Annotated in this window: 19 protein-coding genes and 1 pseudogene; 10 read left to right on the plus strand and 10 right to left on the minus strand. The window is 69.6% G+C overall.

The genetic code is table 11. The annotated features are described in order from the left end of the window. Positions 1–68 precede the first annotated feature (68 nt). The 3 genes and pseudogenes from MILUP08_RS22750 to MILUP08_RS22760 all read left to right on the plus strand — a co-directional run bounded on the left by MILUP08_RS22750 (position 69) and on the right by MILUP08_RS22760 (position 2,858). Positions 69–1,206: pseudogene (locus tag MILUP08_RS22750) on the plus strand (IS701 family transposase). Between the two features lie 258 nt (positions 1,207–1,464). Next, positions 1,465–1,971: a peptide-methionine (S)-S-oxide reductase MsrA gene (msrA, locus tag MILUP08_RS22755; RefSeq protein WP_007462044.1), complete on the plus strand. Its 507-nt coding sequence runs from the start codon at positions 1,465–1,467 to the stop codon at positions 1,969–1,971. Between the two features lie 242 nt (positions 1,972–2,213). Next, positions 2,214–2,858, plus strand: coding sequence for a TetR/AcrR family transcriptional regulator (locus MILUP08_RS22760; RefSeq protein ID WP_007462046.1), 645 nt, complete (start codon positions 2,214–2,216; stop codon positions 2,856–2,858). 61 nt (positions 2,859–2,919) lie between these two features. Here the strand turns inward: MILUP08_RS22760 and MILUP08_RS22765 are convergent, their stop codons facing one another. Next, positions 2,920–6,108: a penicillin acylase family protein gene (locus MILUP08_RS22765; protein WP_007462047.1), complete on the minus strand. Its 3,189-nt coding sequence runs from the start codon at positions 6,106–6,108 to the stop codon at positions 2,920–2,922. 231 nt (positions 6,109–6,339) lie between these two features. After that, positions 6,340–7,194: a hypothetical protein gene (locus MILUP08_RS22770; protein WP_007462048.1), complete on the minus strand. Its 855-nt coding sequence runs from the start codon at positions 7,192–7,194 to the stop codon at positions 6,340–6,342. A gap of 108 nt (positions 7,195–7,302) precedes the next feature. Here MILUP08_RS22770 and MILUP08_RS22775 point away from each other — a divergent pair, with 108 nt between their 5' ends. After that, positions 7,303–7,758, plus strand: a complete 456-nt coding sequence (locus MILUP08_RS22775) for a GNAT family N-acetyltransferase (protein WP_237747171.1) — start codon at positions 7,303–7,305, stop codon at positions 7,756–7,758. Further along, on the plus strand, positions 7,731–8,447 hold the full coding sequence (locus tag MILUP08_RS22780; protein ID WP_237747172.1) for a nucleotidyltransferase domain-containing protein: 717 nt from the start codon (positions 7,731–7,733) through the stop codon (positions 8,445–8,447). Before MILUP08_RS22775 ends, MILUP08_RS22780 begins: the two co-directional genes overlap by 28 nt. Here MILUP08_RS22780 and MILUP08_RS34790 read toward each other — a convergent pair. After that, a complete protein-coding gene (locus MILUP08_RS34790; protein WP_007462061.1) occupies positions 8,376–8,813 on the minus strand; it encodes a winged helix-turn-helix transcriptional regulator in 438 nt (145 codons plus the stop codon). The two genes, MILUP08_RS22780 and MILUP08_RS34790, sit on opposite strands and share 72 nt — an antisense overlap. A gap of 54 nt (positions 8,814–8,867) precedes the next feature. On the opposite strand from MILUP08_RS34790, the gene MILUP08_RS22785 reads away from it, so the two are divergent. Next, positions 8,868–9,683, plus strand: coding sequence for an alpha/beta fold hydrolase (locus MILUP08_RS22785; protein WP_144056994.1), 816 nt, complete (start codon positions 8,868–8,870; stop codon positions 9,681–9,683). A gap of 84 nt (positions 9,684–9,767) precedes the next feature. Here the strand turns inward: MILUP08_RS22785 and MILUP08_RS22790 are convergent, their stop codons facing one another. The 4 genes from MILUP08_RS22790 to MILUP08_RS22805 all read right to left on the minus strand — a co-directional run bounded on the left by MILUP08_RS22790 (position 9,768) and on the right by MILUP08_RS22805 (position 13,804). Beyond that, positions 9,768–11,129, minus strand: coding sequence for a BNR repeat-containing protein (locus MILUP08_RS22790; RefSeq protein WP_007462065.1), 1,362 nt, complete (start codon positions 11,127–11,129; stop codon positions 9,768–9,770). A gap of 172 nt (positions 11,130–11,301) precedes the next feature. After that, a complete protein-coding gene (locus MILUP08_RS36050) occupies positions 11,302–12,519 on the minus strand; it encodes a nucleotide disphospho-sugar-binding domain-containing protein (RefSeq protein ID WP_007462072.1) in 1,218 nt (405 codons plus the stop codon). Further along, positions 12,516–13,190, minus strand: coding sequence for a VC0807 family protein (locus tag MILUP08_RS36055; RefSeq protein ID WP_007462078.1), 675 nt, complete (start codon positions 13,188–13,190; stop codon positions 12,516–12,518). The genes MILUP08_RS36050 and MILUP08_RS36055 overlap by 4 nt, the downstream gene beginning before the upstream one ends. Next, complete coding sequence (locus tag MILUP08_RS22805) at positions 13,187–13,804, minus strand: TetR/AcrR family transcriptional regulator (RefSeq protein ID WP_007462080.1); 618 nt, start codon at positions 13,802–13,804, stop codon at positions 13,187–13,189. Before MILUP08_RS22805 ends, MILUP08_RS36055 begins: the two co-directional genes overlap by 4 nt. Positions 13,805–13,971: 167 nt before the next feature. Between MILUP08_RS22805 and MILUP08_RS22810 the strand changes: the two genes are divergently transcribed. Further along, complete coding sequence (locus MILUP08_RS22810; protein WP_007462089.1) at positions 13,972–15,234, plus strand: prolyl oligopeptidase family serine peptidase; 1,263 nt, start codon at positions 13,972–13,974, stop codon at positions 15,232–15,234. Positions 15,235–15,391: 157 nt separating this feature from the next. On the opposite strand, the gene MILUP08_RS22815 is transcribed toward MILUP08_RS22810, so the two are convergent. The 3 genes from MILUP08_RS22815 to MILUP08_RS22825 all read right to left on the minus strand — a co-directional run bounded on the left by MILUP08_RS22815 (position 15,392) and on the right by MILUP08_RS22825 (position 18,575). Next, positions 15,392–15,784, minus strand: coding sequence for a VOC family protein (locus tag MILUP08_RS22815; protein ID WP_007462092.1), 393 nt, complete (start codon positions 15,782–15,784; stop codon positions 15,392–15,394). A gap of 219 nt (positions 15,785–16,003) precedes the next feature. Next, positions 16,004–16,777, minus strand: a complete 774-nt coding sequence (locus MILUP08_RS22820) for a hypothetical protein (RefSeq protein ID WP_007462094.1) — start codon at positions 16,775–16,777, stop codon at positions 16,004–16,006. A gap of 307 nt (positions 16,778–17,084) precedes the next feature. Next, positions 17,085–18,575 (minus strand): endo-1,4-beta-xylanase, encoded by a 1,491-nt coding sequence (locus MILUP08_RS22825; protein ID WP_007462097.1) that lies wholly within the window; start codon positions 18,573–18,575, stop codon positions 17,085–17,087. A gap of 587 nt (positions 18,576–19,162) precedes the next feature. Here MILUP08_RS22825 and MILUP08_RS22830 point away from each other — a divergent pair. From MILUP08_RS22830 to MILUP08_RS22840, 3 genes are all read left to right on the plus strand, one after another. Continuing rightward, a complete protein-coding gene (locus MILUP08_RS22830) occupies positions 19,163–19,741 on the plus strand; it encodes a hypothetical protein (RefSeq protein WP_007462099.1) in 579 nt (192 codons plus the stop codon). A 265-nt stretch (positions 19,742–20,006) separates the two neighbouring features. Then, a complete protein-coding gene (locus MILUP08_RS22835; protein WP_237747174.1) occupies positions 20,007–20,600 on the plus strand; it encodes a lytic polysaccharide monooxygenase in 594 nt (197 codons plus the stop codon). Positions 20,601–20,699: 99 nt separating this feature from the next. Further along, positions 20,700–21,944 (plus strand): PQQ-dependent sugar dehydrogenase, encoded by a 1,245-nt coding sequence (locus MILUP08_RS22840; protein ID WP_007462103.1) that lies wholly within the window; start codon positions 20,700–20,702, stop codon positions 21,942–21,944. The last annotated feature ends 33 nt before the right edge of the window (positions 21,945–21,977 follow it).

A 21,977-nucleotide genomic window follows, 5' to 3' on the forward strand; every position in this document is an offset into this window, starting at 1 on the left:
GCCGACGGGGCCTAGTACTGCAACGGCAGTAGGCGAATCGAGTTCGACTCGTGTTCGTTGGTCCGACTGTGACGGATGTTGATGTCGATCGTTGGCATGGAGAGTTGGACCGGCTGCATGCCCGGATCGGGCCCAGGTTTCGGCGGTCGGAGCCGCGGCTGCGGGTCCGTCAGTACCTGTGTGGGCTGGTCTCTGGTCTGGGTCGTAAGAACGGCTGGACCTTGGCTGAGCAGGCCGGGGATGCGTCGCCGACGGGATGCAAAGGTTGTTGCGGTGGGCGGACTGGGACGTCGACGCGGTCCGCGACGATGTGCGGGACTACGTGGTCGAGCACCTCGGCGACCCGGCCGGAGTGCTGATCGTCGACGACACCGGGTTCCTGAAGAAGGGCACCCGGTCGGCCGGAGTGCAGCGTCAGTATTCCGGCACCGCCGGGCGGACGGAGAACTGCCAGGTCGGTGCGTTCCTGGCCTACCGCTCAGCGAAGGGCCACGCGCTGATCGATCGGCAGCTCTACCTTCCGGCGTCGTGGACCGATGACCGGGACCGGTGCCGGGCCGCGGGGATCCCGGACGCGGTGCAGTTCGCCACGAAGGTGCAGATGGCCCGGGAGATGCTGGCCCGCGCGTTGGATGCCGGGGTGCCGGTCGGGTGGGTGACGATGGACGAGGCCTACGGGCAGTCGAAATCGTTGCGGGTCGTGGTTGGAACACCGGGAGTGTGGGTTATGTGGTCGCGACCCGCCGCAACGACGACATGATCACCACCACGATGGGCACCTGCCGAGCAGACAAGCTGATCGCCGCTCTGCCGGCCCGGGCGTGGTGCCGGCTGTCCGCCGGCGCGGGCGCCCACGGCCCGCGCGAGTACTGGTGGGCGCGGGTGCCGGTGCGGATCTGCTGGCAACCCGGCCGGGGCCACTGGCTCCTGGCCCGGCGCAGCATGACCACCGGGGAGATCGCCTACTACGTCTGCTACGGACCCCGCCGCACCCGACTGCTCGACCTGGCCCGCATCGCGGGAGCCCGTTGGGCGATCGAGGAGTGTTTCCAGCAGGCCAAGAACGAAGCCGGCCTCGACGAATACCAGGTCCGCGACTGGCGAGCCTGGTACGCCCACATCACCCTGTCCATGGCCGCTCACGCCTGGCTGTCCGTGGCCCGATCCCTTACCGCAAAAGGGGATCCAGTCCCGGCGACGACATGATGATCGGCTACACGGTACCGGAGATCCGAAGACTGCTCACCGCACTCATAGTGCGATCAACCCACCCACCCGAGCACGTCTGGGCCTGGTCGCGATGGCGCCGACGACGCCAACACCAAGCCCGAACCTGCCACTACCGACGACACGGCTACCCCTGACCAACTGCCGTTGCAGTACTAGCGGGTCCGGTGCGCTCCACCTGACTCCGCAGTTCTGAGTACCCAGGTGACCCAGCACGACGACAGGCAAGGAGACGACGTGAACACCGAAAAGGCAATCCTCGCCGGCGGCTGCTTCTGGGGCATGGAGGAGTTGTTCCGCCGCCAGCCCGGCGTCGTGTCCACACGCGTCGGCTACAGCGGTGGCGACGTCCCGAACGCCACCTACCGCAACCACGGCACCCACGCCGAGTCCATCGAGGTCGTCTACGACACCGACCGGACCGACTTCCGCGCGCTGCTCGAGTTCTTCTTCCAGATCCACGATCCTTCGACGAAGAACCGCCAGGGTAACGACATCGGCGTCAGCTACCGCTCGGCGATCTTCTACACCAGCGACGAGCAGAAGCGGGTCGCCGAGGACACCATCGCCGACGTCGACGCCTCGGGTCTGTGGCCCGGCAAGGTCGTCACCGAGGTCACCCCGGCAGGTGACTTCTGGGAGGCCGAGCCTGAGCACCAGAACTACCTGCAGACCTACCCCGACGGATACACCTGCCACTTCCCCCGCCCCGGGTGGAAGCTTCCGAAGCGGGCGACGGCCTGACACCTCCGGCGCGCGGACCCCGGGTCCGCGCGCCGGTCCGGGCAGAGGTGGACGCCGGTGGGCCGCTCACGACGCGCGGCCCCGCAACAGCAGAAACTTGTGGGTTCAGGACGAAACGGTCCAGCTAGGCACGCGCCGACGATGATCCCGGCTTTACTGTCACGTGAATTCGACCTGACGGCGGATGGACTCCGAGGTCCCGATCATCCTAGATCATCTGGCCCGCTGGATAGACTTGACAGATGAGCGATGAGCAGGTGGCTGCGCCGACGAACAGGCGGAGGATCAGTCAACGGGGCATCGCGACGCGAGAGCGGATCCTCGAGGCGGCGAACCGGCTGATGCTCGTGCGCGGAGTGAACGCGACGACCCTCGACGACATCCGCGAGGCAAGCCAGACGAGCAAGTCTCAGCTCTACCACCACTTCGCCGACAAGCAGGAACTCGTGCGCGCCCTGGTCACCTATCGGGGCGCGCTCGTGCTTCAGCGTGAACGGGCAGGGCTCGAACGACTGAGATCGTTCTCGGGCCTGGTCCGGTGGCGTAACGCGCTGGTCCAGGCAAACTCGCTGAACAACGGCAGGTACGGGTGCGGCCTCGGGTCAATGGCGCTCGAGCTGTCCGATCAGGACGAGCAGGCTCGATCCTCGCTGTCGGAGACGTTCGCGGCATGGGAAAGGCTGATCAGTGATGGTCTGCACCGGATGCGCGACAGCGGTCTACTGCGCCGGGATGCCGACCCGGAAAAGTTGGCCACGGGATTGATGGCCGCTCTGCAAGGCGGCTACCTGTTGGCGAACGCCGCGCACGACGTCGCACCCATGGAAGTCGCACTGGACATGGCTCTGGAACACGTCAAATCGTTCCTCGTGCAGCCGTCCCGTTAATCGGGCCCGCTGCGCACCGGAGGAGCCGGCGAGCGATTCCCGCCGACCCCTCCGGGCACTGTCACTTCCCGTACAGCTCGAATTCGTAGAGCGAGAACCCGTACGAGGTGGCCCGCTTTACCCCGTACACCCGCACGTAGCGGGCGGTGACCGGGGCGAAGGTGGCGTTGTCGACGCCGCCGTTGCCGGTGGTGGTGGTGAACACCGGCGTCCAGGAGCTGCCGTCGCCGGAGACCTCGATCCGGTACGAGGTGCCGTACGCGGACTCCCAGCGCAGCACCGCCCGACTGACCGTGCGGGCCGCGCCGAGGTCGACCCGGAGCCACTGGTTGTCGTTGTAGCTGCTGGCCCACCGGCTGTCGAGGCTGCCGTCGACCGCCTTGCCCGGGGTGTAGCTGGTCAGGAACTGTGTGCTCGACGCGGTGGCCGGGCGGCCCTGGGCCAGGTTGGTGACGTCGTCGCCCCGGTGCGCCGGGAACGAGACGACCTGCTGGTAGGTGGGGCGATTCTGCCAGGCGATCAGCGGGTGGGTGATGCCGCCGAGGCCGGACTGGGCGATCGAGTCGGCGCACCACTGGTCGCCGGCCCCGCAGGACTTGTCGCCCGGGGGGTACACGGTGGTGGCCGGCAGCGCGGCGGCCTGGCCGAGCGCGTCGAGCAGCGACTGCCGGCAGGTGCCGAGGTTGCCGCCGCCGCAGTACGCGCGGCCCAGCCCACCGGCCACCGGATCGCCGAGCACGGTCCGCAGGTCCTTGTCGACGTAGCCCCACCAGCCGTGCTGGAACGACGAGCCCTTGTGCGCCTGCCCCTGCGACGCCCAGCTCGCCGCGCCGTCGCGGCCCCCGTTCTGGCCGCCCGACGGCGCCTCGTTCACCTCGATGGCGTCGACGAGCGCGGCGTAGAGGTCCGGGCCGAGGCCGGAGCGGAACTCCGCCGAGGCCAGCAGCGGCCACCAGGCGTCGAAGATCCGGATGGCGTCGGCGTGCTGGTAGACCTTGGAGCCGGGGGACGTCTCCACCCGACGGGTGCCGGCCTGCTGCCAGGCGCGCAGCTTGCCCACCGCGTCGACAAGCGCCGGATCCGTGATCGCCGCGCTGTCCAACACCCGCAGCAGGTCGCCGAGGACCTGCTGGCCGCGCAGGTCGGTCACCGCCGCATCCGCCATGATCTTGACGACGTCGGCGCGGCCGAGCTTGCGCTGGGCGATCGCGGCACGCACCGGGCCGTCGAGCAACTGAGCCCGGTGTACGGAGCCGAAGCTGAAGTTGCCGTCCGCCGCCCCGAAGTCCTTCGCCTGCTTGTTGTTCCAGCTGACGTAGTAGTCCTGGTTCACCGACTGCGGATGCGCCGACGCGGGGGCGTACGTGGCGTCGTTGGTGTCCGGGTTCCAGCCGGCCCACTCGTACGCCGGCTCGGCCTTCGTGGGCAGGTTCGGGTCGGCAGTGGACGGACGGACCGGGTTCGAGCCGGAGTTGTAGTACGCCGCCTCGGTCGAGTTGACGTAGAACCAGTTGAACGCGTACCCGACGCTCGCCGCGGACGCCTGGAACGCTGCCGCGTCGCCCATCGCCGACGGGTCGTTGAAGGCCTGGAAGCCGATCGCCGAGTCGGCCTCGTGCCGGTAGGTCGAGCGCAGCTTGGTGAACGCGGTCGGCTGCCCGTTCACCAGGCCCCGGTAGGCCACCAGCCCGTACTTCGTGCGCAACGCGCGCAGCGTGTACGAGCCGGCCGGGGTGGAGTCGGCGAGCGTCGGGGACCACGAGTTGCGCTGCTCCAGCGCCTCCATGGCGAGGCACTGCCCGTGGTAGAGGTAGCGGTTGGTGCGCAGCGTCGGCGCGCTGCCGTCGGTGGTGCACAGCGGCACCGCGTACGTGTCGGTCAGGTCCTGGGAGGCGGAGGTGGCGCTCCACGCGTAGTCCTGGCCCCGCCCGAGCAGCACGTAGAGGTTGAGCCCGGCGAACGCGGCGCCGCGGGCGCTGATGCCGGGCCCCTGCAACTCCTGGAGCATCAGCAGTTGCGGCGCGAAGTAGCCGGTCTGCGGCCCGAACACGGCGACCGGGTTACCGGTGGTGGTGTGCCGCCCGGAGACCACCACCGCGTTGGACATGCCGTGCGCACGCAGGTTGGACAGGCCGCCCAGCAGCTCCTTGGTAGCGGTGCTGGTGCCGGTCCGAGCGGCGGCCCCGCCGCTGGCGTCGTACGCGAGGGGCTCGGCGACCACCGAGCCGGCGTCGGGGAGCACCGCGCTTGTCGCGCCCGGTGGCGTCGCCCCGTACGGGAAGCTCTGCCCGTCGTGCAGCGTGAGCACGGTCTCCGGGTCGTTCTGCGAGCGGAACGCCGCCCAGACCCGGTCACCCTCGGCTGCGCCGTACTTGGCCCGGGCGGCCACCCGGACCAGCGCGGACTGGATCTCGCTGCCGCCGCCGCCACCGAACAGCCCGCCGATCACGCCTGCGGTGGCGATCAGGTCGGTCATGGTGAAGTGCTTCGGCTTACCGGCGCCGGCGAGCACGTACTCGCCCGGGTAGTTGTCGTCGGCGATCGACCTGTCGATGTAGGCGTTGATGCCGGCGATGTAGTCGACCACGTCGGTGTAGAGCTGCTGGCCCCGGGCGCCCTTGGTGCGCAGCGCGTCCACCTGGGCCTGGAGGTCCGCCTCTGTGTAGGGCGAGTTGGCCCAGACGCTCTGCTCCAGCTCCCGGTTGCCGGGGGCGCCGCCGGCGAACGAGGTGACGTTGCCGCGACCGACGTGCCGCAGCAGGTCCATCACCCAGAGCCGGTCCTGGGCCCCGGCGTAGCCGGCGCCGAACATCGTGCCGGCGCGGGTGGTGCCGGTGACGTGCGGGACACCGGTGGCCCTGTCCCGCACGATGGTGACGTCGGCGCGCGGCGAGACGGTGCTCTCCACCTGCGCGGCCGGCACGCCGAACGAGGAGTCGTTGTAGAACTGGGCGATCTGCTCGTCGGTCAGCCCGGCGTAGTTGTAGACCAGGTTCGCGTACTCGTCGAGCTGGTCGCTGGAGTGCGCCGGGCGGGTGCCGAGCGCCTGGTGCGCCAGGATGGCGACAAGCGTGGCGTTGCCGTTCTGCCCGGGGGGCAGGATGTCGGCGCACTGGCCGAGGCAGTAGTCGTTGGCGGCGAAGGTGCTGGCGGCCAGCGCCGGTGACGACGGGGTCACCGTCAGGGCGCTCGCGGTCAGGACGGCGGCGGTGAACGCCGCGAGCCGGTTACGGACAGCGGGACGGGGCATGGCGATCCTCCGGGGACGCGGAGTCGGGCCGTTCGGTCACGCCCGGCTTCCGGTGCCGATGTCTCGTCCTCCGCGCCCGGGCGATCCGCCAGGAGGTGAGAGCGACTCATGTCTATCTCCGGGCAATGATCGACGCAGGAACCCCGTTCGGGATACCCGTCGTTCACCACGCGCCAATGCCGACGTTTCGCCGCCTTCCGGGCCAGAGGGGGCAAGCGTCAGCAGGCCCTCTCAGGCACTCGCCGGTAACGCGCCCTCCCGACGGGACGACGTGGTGAGGCCCGCGACGAGCAGCAGGTACCCGGTCAGTTCGACCACCGCGGTGAGCGCCGGCACCGGCTGCGGCATGGACAGCGTGGGCGTGATGGCGTACCAGGCGAAGACGGCGGTGTCGCTGCCCGCGGACAGGGGCATCGGGACCATGCCGATGCAGGTGTCCATCAGTGGCAGCGCCAGGAGGGCCAGCAACGTCGCGCCGCTCGAGGCGAGCCACCGACCATGGCCGGCCAGCGCCGAGGCGAGTGCCAGCGCGGCGATCCCGAGGGCCAGGGGCGGCAGGACCGCCATGCTCACGGCCGTCGTCAGCTCGGCCACATCGGTGCCGGCCCCTCGCGGAGGTTCAGCGACAACGGCATGCCGAATACTGACGATACGGACGGTCGCGTACCCGATGATCAGCGCTGCCCCCACGACACCCGGCGCCACCGTCCGTCGCTGCCAGCCACCGCGGCGCCACGCGACGAGCAGCACCAGTACCGCGGTCAGCGACGGCCAACAGAGGGAGAGCGCAAACTCCAACGCGGACGGCGCCTCGGGCTGCGGGCCGGGTCCGAACGCCATCCAGCCGTAGTCACTCCTGTCCGGAGGAACAGGCGTCGTGCGGACCGCGTCCACGAGCACGACCGCGAGGGCTGTCCCCAGCGCCCATCGGGAACTGGGCGATCGGCTGACCAGGGCGCAGGCGAGGAGCAGACCGATGCTCAACACCTCGGCGTAACGCCAGATCGGACGGGCCGTCAGGACGCCCGCCACATGGAAGGCGGCGCAGGAGGCCGCAGCGGACAGGAGGAAGAGCCGAAAACGCACGCGCGCATCCTGCCAGGTGCATCCCGCTGCCGGGGGGCATGAGTTCGCTCCGGGTACGCCGGGCGCCGGGGGCGATGTGAGGATGGCAGCGTGCTGACCATTGGCCCGTTGACCGAACCCGATCGCGACGAGTGGGAAGGGTTGACCCGACGCTTCCACGCGCACTGGGCCGGGCGGCCGGGTCGGCCCGCGACCGAGGTCGACGACGACGGCTACGAACGGACTTGGCAACGCCTGGTCGACGGAGAGCAGATCCGTGGCATCTGTGCGCGGCTCGACGGCACGATGGTCGGCATCGCGCACTACCTGTTCCACGCCAGCGTCTGGGGTGCCGGGCGCTGCTACCTGGCGGATTTGTTCGTGGATCCGGACGTACGACGGCGAGGCATCGCGACGGCGATGATCGAGTGGGTGGCCAGGGATGGCGACGAGCATGGCGCCCCACGCCTCTACTGGAACACCGAGATCGACGCCGACGCCCGCGCCCTGTACGACAAGCTCGCCGTCTACCGGGGCTACATCGTGTACAACTACGCGTGGCCGGCCACCACCGCCGTGACATGAACGTCCCCGGATATCGTCAGCGGATGGACGCCGGATCACCCGGCGGCGGTATCGAGGTCTCGCCTGACGACACCGAGGCACTCGAAGCCCGCTGGGCGCACTGTTGGAAGCCGCGCGATGTCGCACGCCGCTTGGCCGGGATCTCCGCGCCCTGGTATGTCGCGGCAGGCTGGGCATTGGACCTGTACCGCGGTGAGCAGACCCGCGACCACCACGACATCGAGATCGCCGTACCGGCCGGACGGTTCCCGGAGATCCGCGAGCGGCTCTCCGAGTTCACGTTCGACGCGGTCGACTCTGGTCGCATCTGGGAGTCGGCGACGCCACAGGTGCTGGGCGCCACGTGGCAGACGTGGCTGCGCGAGCCGGAGACGGGACGCTACCTGCTCGATGTCTTCCGGGAGCCGCACGACGGGGACGAGTGGATCTGCCGGAGGGACGCGACGATCAGGCTCCCCTATGCCGAGATCATCAGGCACACCTCGGACCGGATCCCCTACCTGATCCCTGAGCTCGTCCTTCTCTTCAAGGCCAAGCACGTACGCCCGAAGGACCAGACGGACTTCGACAGCGTTCTCCCGCTGCTGGCGCACGGCCAACGCGAGACACTGTCCACACTACTGAGGCAGGTGCATCCCGGTCACGCCTGGCTGGCCGCCCTGGCTCCGACGGCTCGCTTCGATTGTTGAGATGTGCTGCTCGGCCCACGCTCGGACCGCTGCCAGTGGGGCGTCCAGGGAGAGACCCAGGCTGGTCAGCGCGTAGTGCACCCGTGGCGGCACGCTCGCCTCGACCCGGCGGGTGACCAGACCGTCGCGGCACAGGCTCTGCAGCGTCTGCGACAACATCTTGTTCGACACCCCGGGGGCGCGGCGGCGTAGCTCCGCGAATCCGAGCTCTTCCGGATGGCTCTCCGCCAGCACCTTGATCAGCATCGACGTCCACTTGTCGCCGATCCGGTCGAGCAGCTGCCGGGTCGGGCAGTCCGGGCTGAAGAGGTCCCCGGTTACCCCGGGCTCACCAGGTGGCGCGAAAGTGCTCTCTTGCCAGGCCATCAGGAATCTCCCATGTTGAGCAGGTAACCAATGGTAACCAGCAAGGGATCAGTCATGGAATTGCGCAGGATCCGGACAAACGGCACCGAGCTGAACGTCGCCCTGGACGGCACGGGCCCACCGGTGCTGCTGATGCACGGCTGGCCGCACACCTGGCAGGTCTGGCGCGAGGTGCTGCCGTTGCTGGGCGGACGGCGCCGCGTCATCGCACCAGACCTACGAGGGCTCGGCGACAGCGCCCGCGCGGCGGACGGCTTCGACGCGGCGACCGGCGCCGATGACATGCTCGGCCTGCTCGACGCGCTGGGGGTCGAGCAGACCGAGATAGTGGCCCTGGACGCGGGCGTACCCGCTGCTTTCCTGCTCGGCGCCCTGCATCCGGCCCGGGTACGCCGCCTGGTGCTGATGGAGGCGACGCTGCCCGGCCTGCCCGGCGGCTTCCCGGCGCCGCCGTGGTGGTTCGGCTTCCACTCGGCACCGGGGCTGGCCGAGACGGTGCTCGAAGGCCACGAGGCCGAGTACCTGGACTGGTTCCTGACGGCCGGCACCTTTGAGCGCCGGGGGGTGCCCTCGGAAGTCCGAGACGCATTCGTCAGTGCGTACACCGGTCGTGAGGCGCTGCGCTGCGGCTTCGGCTACTACCGCGCCGCCGAGCAGAACGCGGCAGCGATCGCCGCCGCCGGCCGGCTGACCATGCCCACCCTTGCCGTCGGCGGCAACACCGTCGGCGACCTGCTCAACCGGCAGCTCACCCCCATTGCCGAGGACCTCTCCGGTGAGCTGATCGCCCGCAGCGGCCACCTCGTGCCACTGGACCGCCCGGACGCCGTCGCGCGGTTGCTCCGCGTCGACTCGGCTACGTCCCGTTGACCGAGCCGGGGGTACGGTCGCGATGACCGCGCCACGAGCGGGAGCCGAGGGCTGCTCCCGCTCGTGGCCCCCCTGACGGGTTCGTCAGTTCCCGGCGCTTGTGAAGTTCAGGACGTCGATCCGGCTACCGCCCTGATGGGGCGCGAAGACGCTGGCGATGTTGTTGGACTTCAGCAGTCGGTGGTCGAGCAGCGGATCGGAGGTGAAGGTCCCCGCGGACCGGTAGCGCACGGCCCAGTCCGACCAACCCGAAGCGCGCGACGCCGTCGCGACCTGCAACACGCCCGTGTCCGAGGCGGCGCTGACCACGAACAGGTTGTCCCGGGAATCGACGCCGATGTCGCCGCGGCTGACGCCCGCCTGGTAGCCGAGGATCCGCTGGCGCCACTGGCCGGTAGCAGCCTCGCGCCAGTAGTGGACGAGCACGGCGCTGGTGCGGGCATTGGTGAAGACGGCGTCACTGGGCGCCGAGGGCGGTAGGTGGGAGGCCAGGACGTGCACGTTTCCCGCCGAGTCGACGGTCTGCGATTCCTGGTTCATCAGGCCGCGGTTCTGTCCGATGGCCCAGAACCGCGCCGCGGCGTTTGTCGTCGAGATCGGGCTGGAGTCGGCGGTGCCGATCAGCGCACCCGAACCACTGCGCCACGTTCGGCCCCGGTCCGTGCTGTACGCGTAGTAGAGATCGTGGTTGCTGCTCGCGTCGAAGGTCTCCCGGACGGTCCAGGTCATGTGCAGCACGCCCTGCCCGTCGTACTGGAAACCGAACAGGTAGGCGTTGTTGCCGAGGGTGGTGCCATTCATGATCTTGCCGACGAAGCTCCACGCGCCAGCCCGATATTCGAACAGGACCTGGTTGCCGTTCCCGCTCTCCCCCGTACGGATCGTCAGTTGCAGATTGCCGTCGGGCATGGTGGTGAACTGCGGGTAGGTCATGACGGCCATGTCGCGTCCGGCAAGGTTGTTCTGCACGGCGCCGAAGATGCTCGGCGACCAGGTGGCGGTGTCCGGCGAGGTGGCGATGCCGGCCACCGAGCTGCGGTAGCGGAAACGCTGGGAATGCATGTCGAACGACAGGTGGATGCTTCCGTCCACGTGCGAGAGCCCGATGCTGATCACATTGTGTGAATCGGTGGTGGTGGTGCGGTAGTCCGTCAGGCGGATGGTCTGCCACGTGCCGTTCGTCGGACGTCGGGAGACGTTGACGTAGCCCTGGTCGTCCCAGAACGCCGCGTACTGCCATCGTTTGTGCGAGACGATGCCGTCCTGCTGGAACGACTCGCCGTTCATCAGGCCGGTGTAGCTCTCCGCGGTGCGGCCCTGGGTGGTCAGCGTGGTCGTGGCCGGCGTGTTCACCGTCGGGGAGGCCGCCGAGGCCGGCGAGCCGCTGGTGCTCATCAGCAGGAGCCCGGCCAGCGCCGAACCCGCCCGGTAACGCTTCAATGCCATTGTCGAAGATCCTCTCCTGGGCAGCGTATGCGCCGCCAGCATCCGGAAGCTGCACGCCGGTCGGACCCTTGTGGATCGTGGCGAGCATCGCTCACACCGGGGTACATGCGATCCGCCGCCCGCAGGTTGCCGCCAACCAGAGAGATTCTCCCAGAATCTTCGGGGGTCGCGGTCAAGCGCCTACCTCATACCGATCGGGTGCGAGGGCCGCCTCCACCGCGTCCGCCGCCGCTCGACGCCCACCGGCCGCCCGCACCTTCGCCGAGGCGGTGCGCAACCGCTCGCGCACCGTCGGATCGTCCGCGAGGTCGCGCTTCCGGGCAACGCCCTCGTCACCGCTCGGGCCACCGCCGTCCGGGAGGGTCACGCCGAGACCGAGGGCCTCGACCCGCGCCGCGACGAGGTGCTGCTCGCTCGTACGCGGTGCGCACACCATCGGGACGGCGAACCAGAGGGCCTCCATGACGCTGCCCATCCCCGCGTGCGTGACGAAGAGGTCGGCCTGTGCCAACGCCGCGAGCTGGTCGACGTGCTCGTGCGCCTCGACCCGGTCGGGCATCCTCCCGAGGGCGGCGACCGGGAACCCGCCGGTGGACACGAGCACCCGGTGCTCCGGTGCCGCGGCGGCCGCGGAGCGGACCAGTGACCGTACCGATTCCGGCTCGGCGGCCGCGGTGCCCGCGCTGACGTACACGAGCCGTTCGTGCCCCGCGGGGCCGGTGCCGAGCCGCGAGCCCAGACACGGTCCGACGAAGTGGTGGTCCGTGCCGAACTCGTCCCCGTTCCACTGGAACCACCGCGGGAGGAACGCGATCGATCGCCGCTCGCGCGCCTCGGCCAGGTCGCGGACGGTGCTGCGCTCGACTCCCCAGCGCGCGGAGAACTGGTCGAGCTGATCCTGCAAGGGTGTGAAGGCCGGATGCGCGGGGTCGAGCACGCTCGTCTGACCGGTCGCCGCGGCCAGCGACCACGCCGGCCCCTGGGCGAAGGACGGGAACAACGCCACTGCTGGCCGGTCGAGCAGCTGCGCCAGCGCGCGGCCGGCCGGGTGGGCGGCCCGGTCGTACAGCAGGACGTCGGGGACGTCGCCGCCCAGGACGGGGATGACCTGGGGTACGACGGCGGCTGCCTCCGCCAGCAGCACGAACGGCAGCCACACCGCGAAGTCGCTCGGCGGCACCGACGACGACGGGCGTGTGACGAGCGTCGACTCGTACGTGACGACGTCCGCGCCGGCACGTCTCGCGGCGGGCGCCGCGACGTCCGGGGCGAAACAGGTGACCCGATGCCCACGCTCCCGCAATTCCGTGATCACGTCGAGTACGGGAAGCAGGTGGCCGGTGGCCCCGACGGCGAGGACGGCGACGTGCGCTCTTGTCGTCGTGCTCATGCGCGCAGCCCGTGTCGTGCGGTGTACCAGAAGAACCAGGACAGCAGCCCGGCGAGCATGACGACGTACTGCACGTTGGTGACCGTCGCGACCGCGTCGAGGTCGATCACCGAGGCGATCGCGACGCGGACCACCGCGTCCAGCATCAGCACGACGCCGACCACCACGCTCACCAGGCGCAGCCGGCGCCGGAAGACGGGATCGTCGATCCAGCGCTGCTGCCACGCCGCGGCGCCGGCATCGCCGACCTTGGCCGTGGCGATGGCCGTGCCGAGGTGGAGCATGAACGGCCGCTTCATGGTCAGCGACAGCAGCACCCAGGCGCCGAGCAGACCGGTGAGCCACCCGTCCTTGACGTACAGCAGGCGCGCGTCCCCGGTGACCACGCTCAACGCGCCTCCCGCGACGAACAGGCTGACGACGACGAGGCCGGCGACGTCGACCCTTCGGCTGCGCGCGGCGACCAGGGCGGCGTACGCGGCGGGAACCGCGCCCGCGGCGAGGGTGGCGGCCAGCACGTCGGCGCCCATGGCGCGGAGCGCGTAGTAGACGACGAGCGGCAGGACCGCGTCGACGACGACTCGTCCGACCAGAGCGCGGCGCGCACCCCGTCGCACCCGCACCTCGGCGGCGCCTGTCGCGTCCTTCGGGTCGTCGTTGACCAACCTCACGAGCGCACCTCCCCGAGGTCCCCGGAGGCCGGGTCCATGGTGATCGCGCGATCGAAGAGTGCGCACAACTCCTCCGCGTAGGCGGCCAGGTCCATCCCGTCTCCGGTGGCGAACCGCTCCACGGCGGCATCGACAGCGGCGCGGACCGTCACCGCCATCACCACCGGGTCGAACCGGCGCAGCTCCCCGGACTCCTGACCAGAGACGAACAGCTGCGCCAGCAGCACCACCGGCACGTCCTCGCGAAGATCCGCGTCCGCTGTCTCCCGGGGCAGGTTGCGGGCGATCTCGACCGCGGCACGCGCGTACGCCGGTCGTTCGCCGAGAAAGCGGAAGTTCGAGCGCAGGTACGCGGCGAGCTTGCCGCGCGCCGACGTCTCGGCCTCGATCGCCGGGACCATGAACTGCTGCGCCCGCTCACCGATGTGGCGCAACGCCGCGGCGACCAGATCCTGCTTGGTGTCGTAGTGGTACGTGATGAGCCGCGTGCTGCTGAGCCGTGCCGTCTCGACGATCCGCGCGAACGTCGCCCCCGCGTAGCCGTGCTCGGCCAGCAACTCGACGACCGCCTCCAGGATCCGTGTCTTCCGATCTACCTGCGGCGTTATCTGCATGGATAAATTGCAACAGATGGCGGCCCCCACGTCAAGGGAAGGAAGCTCGCACGCACCGGGTCCGCCGGCCGACACCCCGAGCCGGCTCCGGTTGCCAGCGGATCTCTGCGGCGCTAGGTTGAAGATTCATAGACGAACATCTACATCGCAAGGTACGGGGGCGTCGCATGTCCACGTCTGTCACTCGCCGCAGCGTCCTCGCCGGTGGCGCCGGCGCCGCCATCGGCCTGGCGCTGCCCGCCTCCGCCGACGCCGGTGGACACCACCCCACAAGCGTGAGCTTCACCCTCGACGCGACGACACTCGACGGCGGCGAGCAGGTCACCTCGGTCACCCTCGACACCGGCCGGCTCGGGCCGATCGACCCGGCCGGGCTGAACCCCGGCACGTTCAGCGTGCACGCCAAGGCCACCAGCCCGATCCCGATCGCTCCCGGCGACCAGATCTTCAGCGAGTACGACCTGGACCGCACGGTTAGGGCGGCCCGCCTCGACCGGCACGGCAACATCGTGCTGGAGCTGAGCCACGCCGAAGGTCAACCCGGCGGTGGCACCCTCGGCTACATCCTGAGCAGGGGCCGCAACGTCCGGCTGGACCTCGTCTACACCATCACGCAGAACGCCCCGATCGCCCGGCGCCACGGCTCACCGGTGACCATCACGCGCTTCGTGCAGGGGCGGCTGTCGAACCCCGAGGTGGACGCCTTCAGCCACCACGTCTCGGGTTCGGGCCTCAAGTACCGGCTCTACTCCCCCGACCACTCGCCCCGGCACGGTCGGCGGCCGCTGATCGTCTGGCTGCATGGCGCCGGCGAGGGCGCGTCGCTGCCCGACGACTACTACGACAACGAGACCACCCTGCGCGCCAACCGCGGCGCACTCGGCTTCGCCACCCCGGAGGCGCAACGGATCTTCTCCGGCGCGTACGTCGTCGCTCCGCAGAGCACCTCCTACTGGATGGAGGACGGTCCCCGGTTCGCCCCGCTGATCCGCGAGATCGTCCAGGACCTGGTCCGCCGCAGGCGCGTCGACCCCGACCGGATCTACGTGGTCGGTTGCAGCAACGGCGGCTACATGACCCTGGAGATGACCGTCACCTATCCCGACCTGTTCGCCGCGTCGGTGCCGATCTGCGGTGTCGTCGAGCCGCTCGACGGGCAGGGCCCGCCGCTGATCACCGACGCGGAACTGGCGACGATCAACACCCCGACCTGGCTTGTCACCTCACGCGACGACGACACCGTGCCGCCCGAGACCAACACGATCCACGCCCACGACCTCATCGGTGGGGCACTGGTCACCCTGTACGACCACGTCGTCTGGAACGGCTACCAGTTCCCCGGCCACTGGTCCTGGATCTACGTGGCCCGCAACGATCCGAGCCACAACGGCACCCACATCTGGCAGTGGATGGCCCGCCGTCGTCGGTGATCCGCCATTCCCGATCGCCGAGCGGGCGGCACCGGCCGGACCGGTGCTCGGCGCGTCGTTCGCGCAGGACGCCGTGCCGGCGGACGGCCCACCCGGTCCGTGACGGTGGGACAACTGCGAGCCGGGCCACCAGTCCGCGAAGGGGTCGCCTGCGACGTCAGTCAGCCCCGAGCAGGTCCCACCGGTTGCCGGCGATGTCGAGGAAGACCGCGACCCGGCCGTAGGGCTCGGTCCGCGGCTCCCGGACGAAGGTGACGTCTGCCTCGACCATCCGCCGGTAGGCCGCGTCGAAGTCGTCGACGCGGAGGAAGAATCCGACCCGGCCGGCTACCTGGTTGCCGGCTGCCGCGCGTTGGTGTTCTCCGTCGGCTCGTGCGAGCAGGATCCCGGTCTGGGCGCGCGGCGGCCGAACGACCACCCACCGCTTGGGCCGGCCGTCATTGGTGAGCGATGGAGAGTCCTCGACGAGGTCGAAGCCGAGTACACCGGTGAAGAACGCGATCGCGGGGTCGTACTCCTCGACAATCAGGGCAACCAAGTCGATCTGCACCCGGGCAGCGTACGCGGGACGGTGACCTGCTGGCCGCTCCGCGAGCGCCCTTCAGACGTACCGCTACCGCGCCCAGCACTGTCCCGCGTGCGCTCCAAAGGCGTCGTCGTCGGCCTGACCAGCCTGGCGACGCCGGTGCCGGAGTGCGGTGGCAGAGCCGCACCCCGGCAGGAACGCCGATCGGGACTGACGTCCCTCCGAGCCACCCGGGGCTGGAGGTCAGCAGCCGAGGCGCTTGCTCGACAGGGCGATGTCGTCGATCCAGAGGTCGAACTCGTCAGGTGTCGTGCCGCCCTGGTAGAGCTGCCAGCCGATCTTCACCGTGTCGACAGTCGGCAGGACGAAGGGAACGTCGTTGCCACCGTGGTCGCTCGTCGAGGCGGTCAGCTCCGGGTTCGCCACGCCGTCGATCCACACGGCGACGCCATTGTCCGCCGCGTCCATCTTCCACTCGAAGCACTGCCAGGTGTCCTCGGCGACCGGGGCGGACTCCCGCCAGTTGGTCCAGTCGCCGGTCGGGCCGCCGTCGGCGCCGACCCCCCAGAAGGTTCCGGGGACGGTGGGCGCGTACTGGCCACCCACCGGACGGACGACCTCCGCGCTGCCGGTGCCGGTCGCTTCCACAAGCGTGAAGTGCGCCCAGTCCGGGGCCGTGGGGAAGGCGTCGACGCGCAGACGCATCCGGCCGTAGAAGCGGTTGCCCGGCGCGGCGAAGTCGTCGACGCGCAGGAACGCGCGTCCGTTGTCAACCGTGTGGATGTGCAGCACCTGGTTGCCCCGGCGGGCACGTTCGACGGTGAGTGTGCCGTGGCGGGTGTCGACGCCCCAGTTCACCGTGCTGGGCCCTCCGGCGGGCAGCCTCTCGAAGTCCTCGCAGAAGAGCAGGCCACGGGGGCACGAGGGTCGGGAGGCACCGGACGCGCCGGCCGGAACGCTGCCGACCGCGGTGCTGAGGATCAGGGCGGTGCCGAACACCGCGAGGAATTTGCGCATGGTCATCCTCCATGAGGGCTGGTCCGCCACCTCAGGGGCCGGGCCAGCAGGAACCCTTCCGGCCATCTGACGCTGCGGCGCTCCCGCTCACGCCGCTGCGGCGCGGTTGTCTTCGCGCTGCGGCGATCCGAGCTGTTCCGGCACCACAGCATCAGCTCCGGTTCTCGTGATGGTGATTGCTGAAAGGGCGTCGACAGGTGACCGGCCGGCAGACGGGTTCGACCGGCCACGACGGCACCCGGGCCCGGAGCCGGTGGCTCCGGGCCCGGTCAGCGTCCTGACGCGGAGGTCCGGTACGTGTCGGCGGTCAGGGGCTGGTGCAGGAGAGGCCGCTGGGCGCCGTAGTGCTGCTGCCGTTGACCAGGAAGCCGAAGGTGGTCGAGGCGTTCGCGCCGAGAGACCCGTTGTAGTCGGCGTTACGGACACTTACCGTCCCGCTGGTGCCGGTGTTGATGCCGCTCCAGACGTTGGCGATGGTCTGCCCACCGGCCAGCGTCAGTCGCACGGTCCAGCCGCTGAGGGTGGCGGAGCCGTTGTTGGCCACCGTAACTTCGCCCTGGAAGCCACCGTTCCAGCTGTTGACCATGCGGTACGTCCCGCTGCAGGCACCCGGCGGAGCAGTGGTCGGCGGAGCGGTCGTCGGCGGAGCAGTGGTCGGCGGAGCCGTGGTCGGCGGAGCGGTCGTCGGCGGCGCGGTGGTGGGTGGAGCGGTCGTCGGCGGCGCAGTGGTCGGCGGCGTACCCGGCACGGTGGTGGAGGCGGCGTTGAGAGCGTTGAGGACAGCGGTGTACGCCGCCTTGGGGTTGCTGTTGCGGTCGAAGAGCAGAGGGTTCTCGCTGCCGCGCCAGGAGTCGCTGTCCCGGATGCCCCACGTCGTGATGCCGACGCAGCGGGGGACGTTCATGCAGGCCTGGGTCAGGCCCTGGTACTGACTGGTCGAGGCGTTGGTGACGTCCGCCTCGGTCAACGCCACGTCGACCCCGAGGGCGGCGAAGCTGGACAGCGTCTGCTGGAAGTTGCCCGGCAGCGAACTGCCACCGGTGAAGTGGGTCTGGAGGCCGACGCAGTCGACCGGGACGCCCCGAGCCTTGAAGTCCTTGATCAGGTTGTAGACGCCCTGCGTCTTCGCGTACGTCCAGTTCTCGATGTTGTAGTCGTTGTAGCACAGCTTCACGCTCGGGTCGGCGGCGCGCGCAGTCCGGAACGCCACCTCGATCCAGTCGTTGCCGGTGGCCTGCAGGTTCGACGATCGCCGGCTGCCGTTCTCGGCGTAGGCCTCGTTCACCACGTCCCAGTAGGCGAATTTGCCCTTGTAGTGGGCCATGACGCCGTTGATGTGGCTGATCATCGCGGCCCGCAGGGCGCTGCCGCTGAGACTTCCCCAGAACCTGGGCTGCTGGCCGTGCCAGGCGAGGGTGTGACCACGGAACCGCATGCCGCGCTCGTTGGCCCAGTTGTAGATCGCGTCACCGCGACGGAAGTCGAACTGGCCAGCGTTGGGCTCGGTCGCGTCGGGCTTCATCTCGTTGACGGCCGTCATCATGTCGAACTCACGGCTCGCGATGGTCAGGAAGCCCGAGTCGGTGAGACGGTCCGACCCCATGGCGGCGCCGAAGTACCGGCCGCTACGTTCGGCGGCAGCTTTCAGGGTGGTCCCGGGCGGTCCGCTGAGATCAGCGCGGGCGAAGGTCGTCAGGGCCATCGAGGACACGGTGATCGCCAGGGCGCAGGCACCGCCCAGAAGCAGCCTCGCGGCACCCCTGGTTCGGCGTTTCGGTCGAGCGGGTACGTCGTTCATCTGTGCTTTCTCCTCGGTGTTCTGTTTGGTCCGATGCCGACGCGAGGCACGGAACCGACGATTGCCGCACGGCCGGCGAACGGAGCACCGCGCTCGCCGCTGGACCAGCACGCCGCAGGTGACGCCGAGCCGGCGTCAACCCCGCCGCGCCCGAATCGGTGACCACCGCAGGCTGCCCGGCCCGCCCGGTGGATGGTGAGCACTCCGCGCCGTACGCCCGTGCGGAGTGACACTGCCCTGCCCGCGATGCTATATCGAATCAGCACTGACGCGCATCAATGTTGCCACTGTGCACTCAGATGTGCTGGAATGGCTCATATCGCCGCAGCGCGGGGGCAACCGTGCTGAGAACGGCCAGCACGGGAGCCTCGCCGGGCCGGCAGCGCGTCACTGTGACAGACGCTCGCATGCCGTTCGCCGGGCCACCGCCATGAGGGCGGGCATTGTGCCGAGCAGACCTCCTCGCCCGCCACACGTGTCCCCCGGTACGCGTCCCCGACGGCCGACGCGCCCGACGTCCGACCTGCCCGGGGGCATCCGATTCGGTCTGCCAGCGCACCAGAACCGGCGACGAGGTGAGAAGCGAGATGATTTCCCGAGAGAATTTTGCGGGGTGGTACCGCCACCGTCTGCTCTGGGTGGCGGTGATCCTGCTGGCGGTGTCGGCCGGCACGGTCGTACTGCTCAATCGGGCCGACCCGGAGACGGAGCCGGCGGATCTGCAGGCGCAGATTGTGGCCCGAATGCGCACCACGCTCGAGCAGGCGGACCCGGGGCAGCACAACCACGCCGGACACAGCGCCCAGCCGGGGGCCACCACGGAGAAGCCGCCGGTGATCTGCGGGATCCGCGTCTACGGCTACGAGCCGGCGGACGCCACCGCTCTCGCCGACGTTCAGAAGGTCTACGGCTTCCACCTCTGCGGAGTCGCCGAGCAGAAGCGCCCCTGGGACGTGGCGGTCAAGCTGGCCGGCCCCTTGATCATGGACATGTCCACCAACCCGCCGGGCATCCAGGTCGTCGAGGCGACCGCCGACGTCAGGTTCGTCGACCGGCTACGGGAGATGTTCCCGGCCAAGTACGCGACGGTGGCGCAAGAGGAGGCGCTGACCCCTGCGGAGATGGCCGATCAGCGCCGCCGGTACGACGCCGCAGCCGGGCTCTGACCATGCCGGGCGGCCGAAACAGGGCACGTGGATCCGTCATCGATCCGGCGATCTCGGACAGCTCGCTCCACATCCACCTATAGATAGATCAACATTGATATTTGAGTTGATAGATGTAACAGTGGCTTTGGGAGCGTTCCCATACTGATCTCCCGTACCGAGGAACGGAGGATGAACAGTGCGTTCACACCAGCCCGATCAATCCGGCGGACGACCCCGGTCGACCGTCCGTCGGTCCCTCCAGGCGCTCGTTCTGATGTTCGCCATGGTGGTCGGTACGCTGCCCTGGACCGGCGCAGCTCAGGCACACGGCACGGTCATCGGTCCGGCGACCCGTGCGTACCAGTGCTGGAAGACCTGGGGCAACCAGCACACGAACCCGGCAATGCAGCAGCAGGACCCGATGTGCTGGCAGGCGTTCCAGGCCAATCCCGACACCATGTGGAACTGGATGAGCCAACTGCGGGACGGCCTCGCCGGCCAGTACCAGGCCCGCACCCCGGATGGGCAACTGTGCAGCAACGCCCTCGCCCGGAACGACGCGGTGAACCAGCCCGGGGCGTGGAAGACGACCGCCGTCAGCCGCAACCTCACGGTCCAGATGTACGACCAGGCCAGCCACGGCGCTGACTACTTCCAGGTCTACGTCACCAAGCAGGGGTTCAACCCGGCCACCCAGCGGCTCGGGTGGGGCAATCTCGACCTGATCGCGACGACCGGGCGGTACGCGCCGGCGCAGAACATCTCGTTCAACGTCTCGCTCCCTGCGCGTAGCGGGAACCAGATCCTGTTCGTTCTCTGGAAGGCGTCGCACCTGGACCAGACCTACATGTGGTGCAGCGACATCACCATCGCCTGATCGGCAGGTCCGGCCGGTACGGCACCGCTCCGGCCCAGGGCGCGTTGGCGCCCTGGGCCGGACTGCTCGCCCTCCACCCACCTGATCGAGGAGCTGAACATGCAGAGACGGCGTTATCGCCCGGCCACCATGCTGGCGGGGCTGCTCATCCTGACCCTGTCCGCGCTTCTGGTGCCACCGGCGCCGGTGGCCAGCAGTGCGGCAGCCGGCCCGTCCCACGCCCGTGCGGTGCCACTCGCCGAGCTGACCGTGGTGTCCGAGCGGGTGGCGTTCGGTCTGCAGCGTCCGATCGCGCTCACCGGACTTCCGGACGGGCGGATGCTGATCGCGGAAAAGAACGGCACCGTTCGCGCGTACCACCCCGACACCGGGCTGGCGGCAGAGCCGGTGCTCGACCTGACCGCCCGGATCGACACGTCGGACAACGAGCGCGGCCTTCTCGGCATCACGCCCGCGCCGAACTTCACGCGGACCGGGATGCTCTACGTGGCCTACACGAGCCTGCCGGCCGGCACGCTGACCCTGGCGCGAGTGCCCATCGGCGCTCCCGATCGCCTCCAGGTGCTGCTCACCCAGGAGCACGCCGAGTTCGGCAACCACAACGGCGGCCAGGTGGCCTTCGGCCGCGACGGCTACCTCTACTGGTCCACCGGCGACGGCGGCAACGCGAACGACCCGTTCAAGAGCGGCCAGAACCTCGGCACCCTGCTCGGCAAGATCGTGCGGATCGACGTCAACCGTAGCTGCGGTGGCAAGCCCTACTGCATACCCTTCGACAACCCGTTCGTCCGCACCGCCGGCGCACGGCCGGAGATCTGGGTCTACGGGCTGCGCAACCCGTGGAAGTTCTCCATCGACCCGGTCGACGGCTCCCTCTGGATCGGTGATGTCGGCCAGGGGCTGGTCGAGGAGATCAACCACATCCGCCCGTCGCAGCGTGGAGCGAACCTCGGCTGGTCCTGCCGAGAGGGCACGCCGGTCTTCGACCAGACGCAGTGCCGGCCGGGCGTGCGGCTCACCGACCCGGTCTTCGAGTACGAGCACTACCTGACGGAGAACTGCTCCGTGATCGGCGGCGTGGTGTACCGAGGGTCCGCCACCCCGGAGGCGTGGGGGACGTACATCGCGAGCGACTACTGCTCGACCCTCGCGTTCGCCGTCCGCCCCAAGTCCACGGGTGGCTACGAGTCCGCCACGATCGGCAACTTCCCCACCCAGCCGACCGCCATCGGCGCCGACGCGCGCGGCGAGCTGTACGTGCTCAGTGACCTCCCGGGTTGGCTGAGCCGAGTACGGTTCGAGCGGGTCCAGCCGACCCCCACGAGCGGGGTGACGAACCGCTGAACCTCGGGGTGATCCCTCCGCATCCGTGACACC

It is taken from the genome of Micromonospora lupini str. Lupac 08 (assembly GCF_000297395.2).
In the GTDB taxonomy this organism is placed as follows: domain Bacteria; phylum Actinomycetota; class Actinomycetes; order Mycobacteriales; family Micromonosporaceae; genus Micromonospora; species Micromonospora lupini.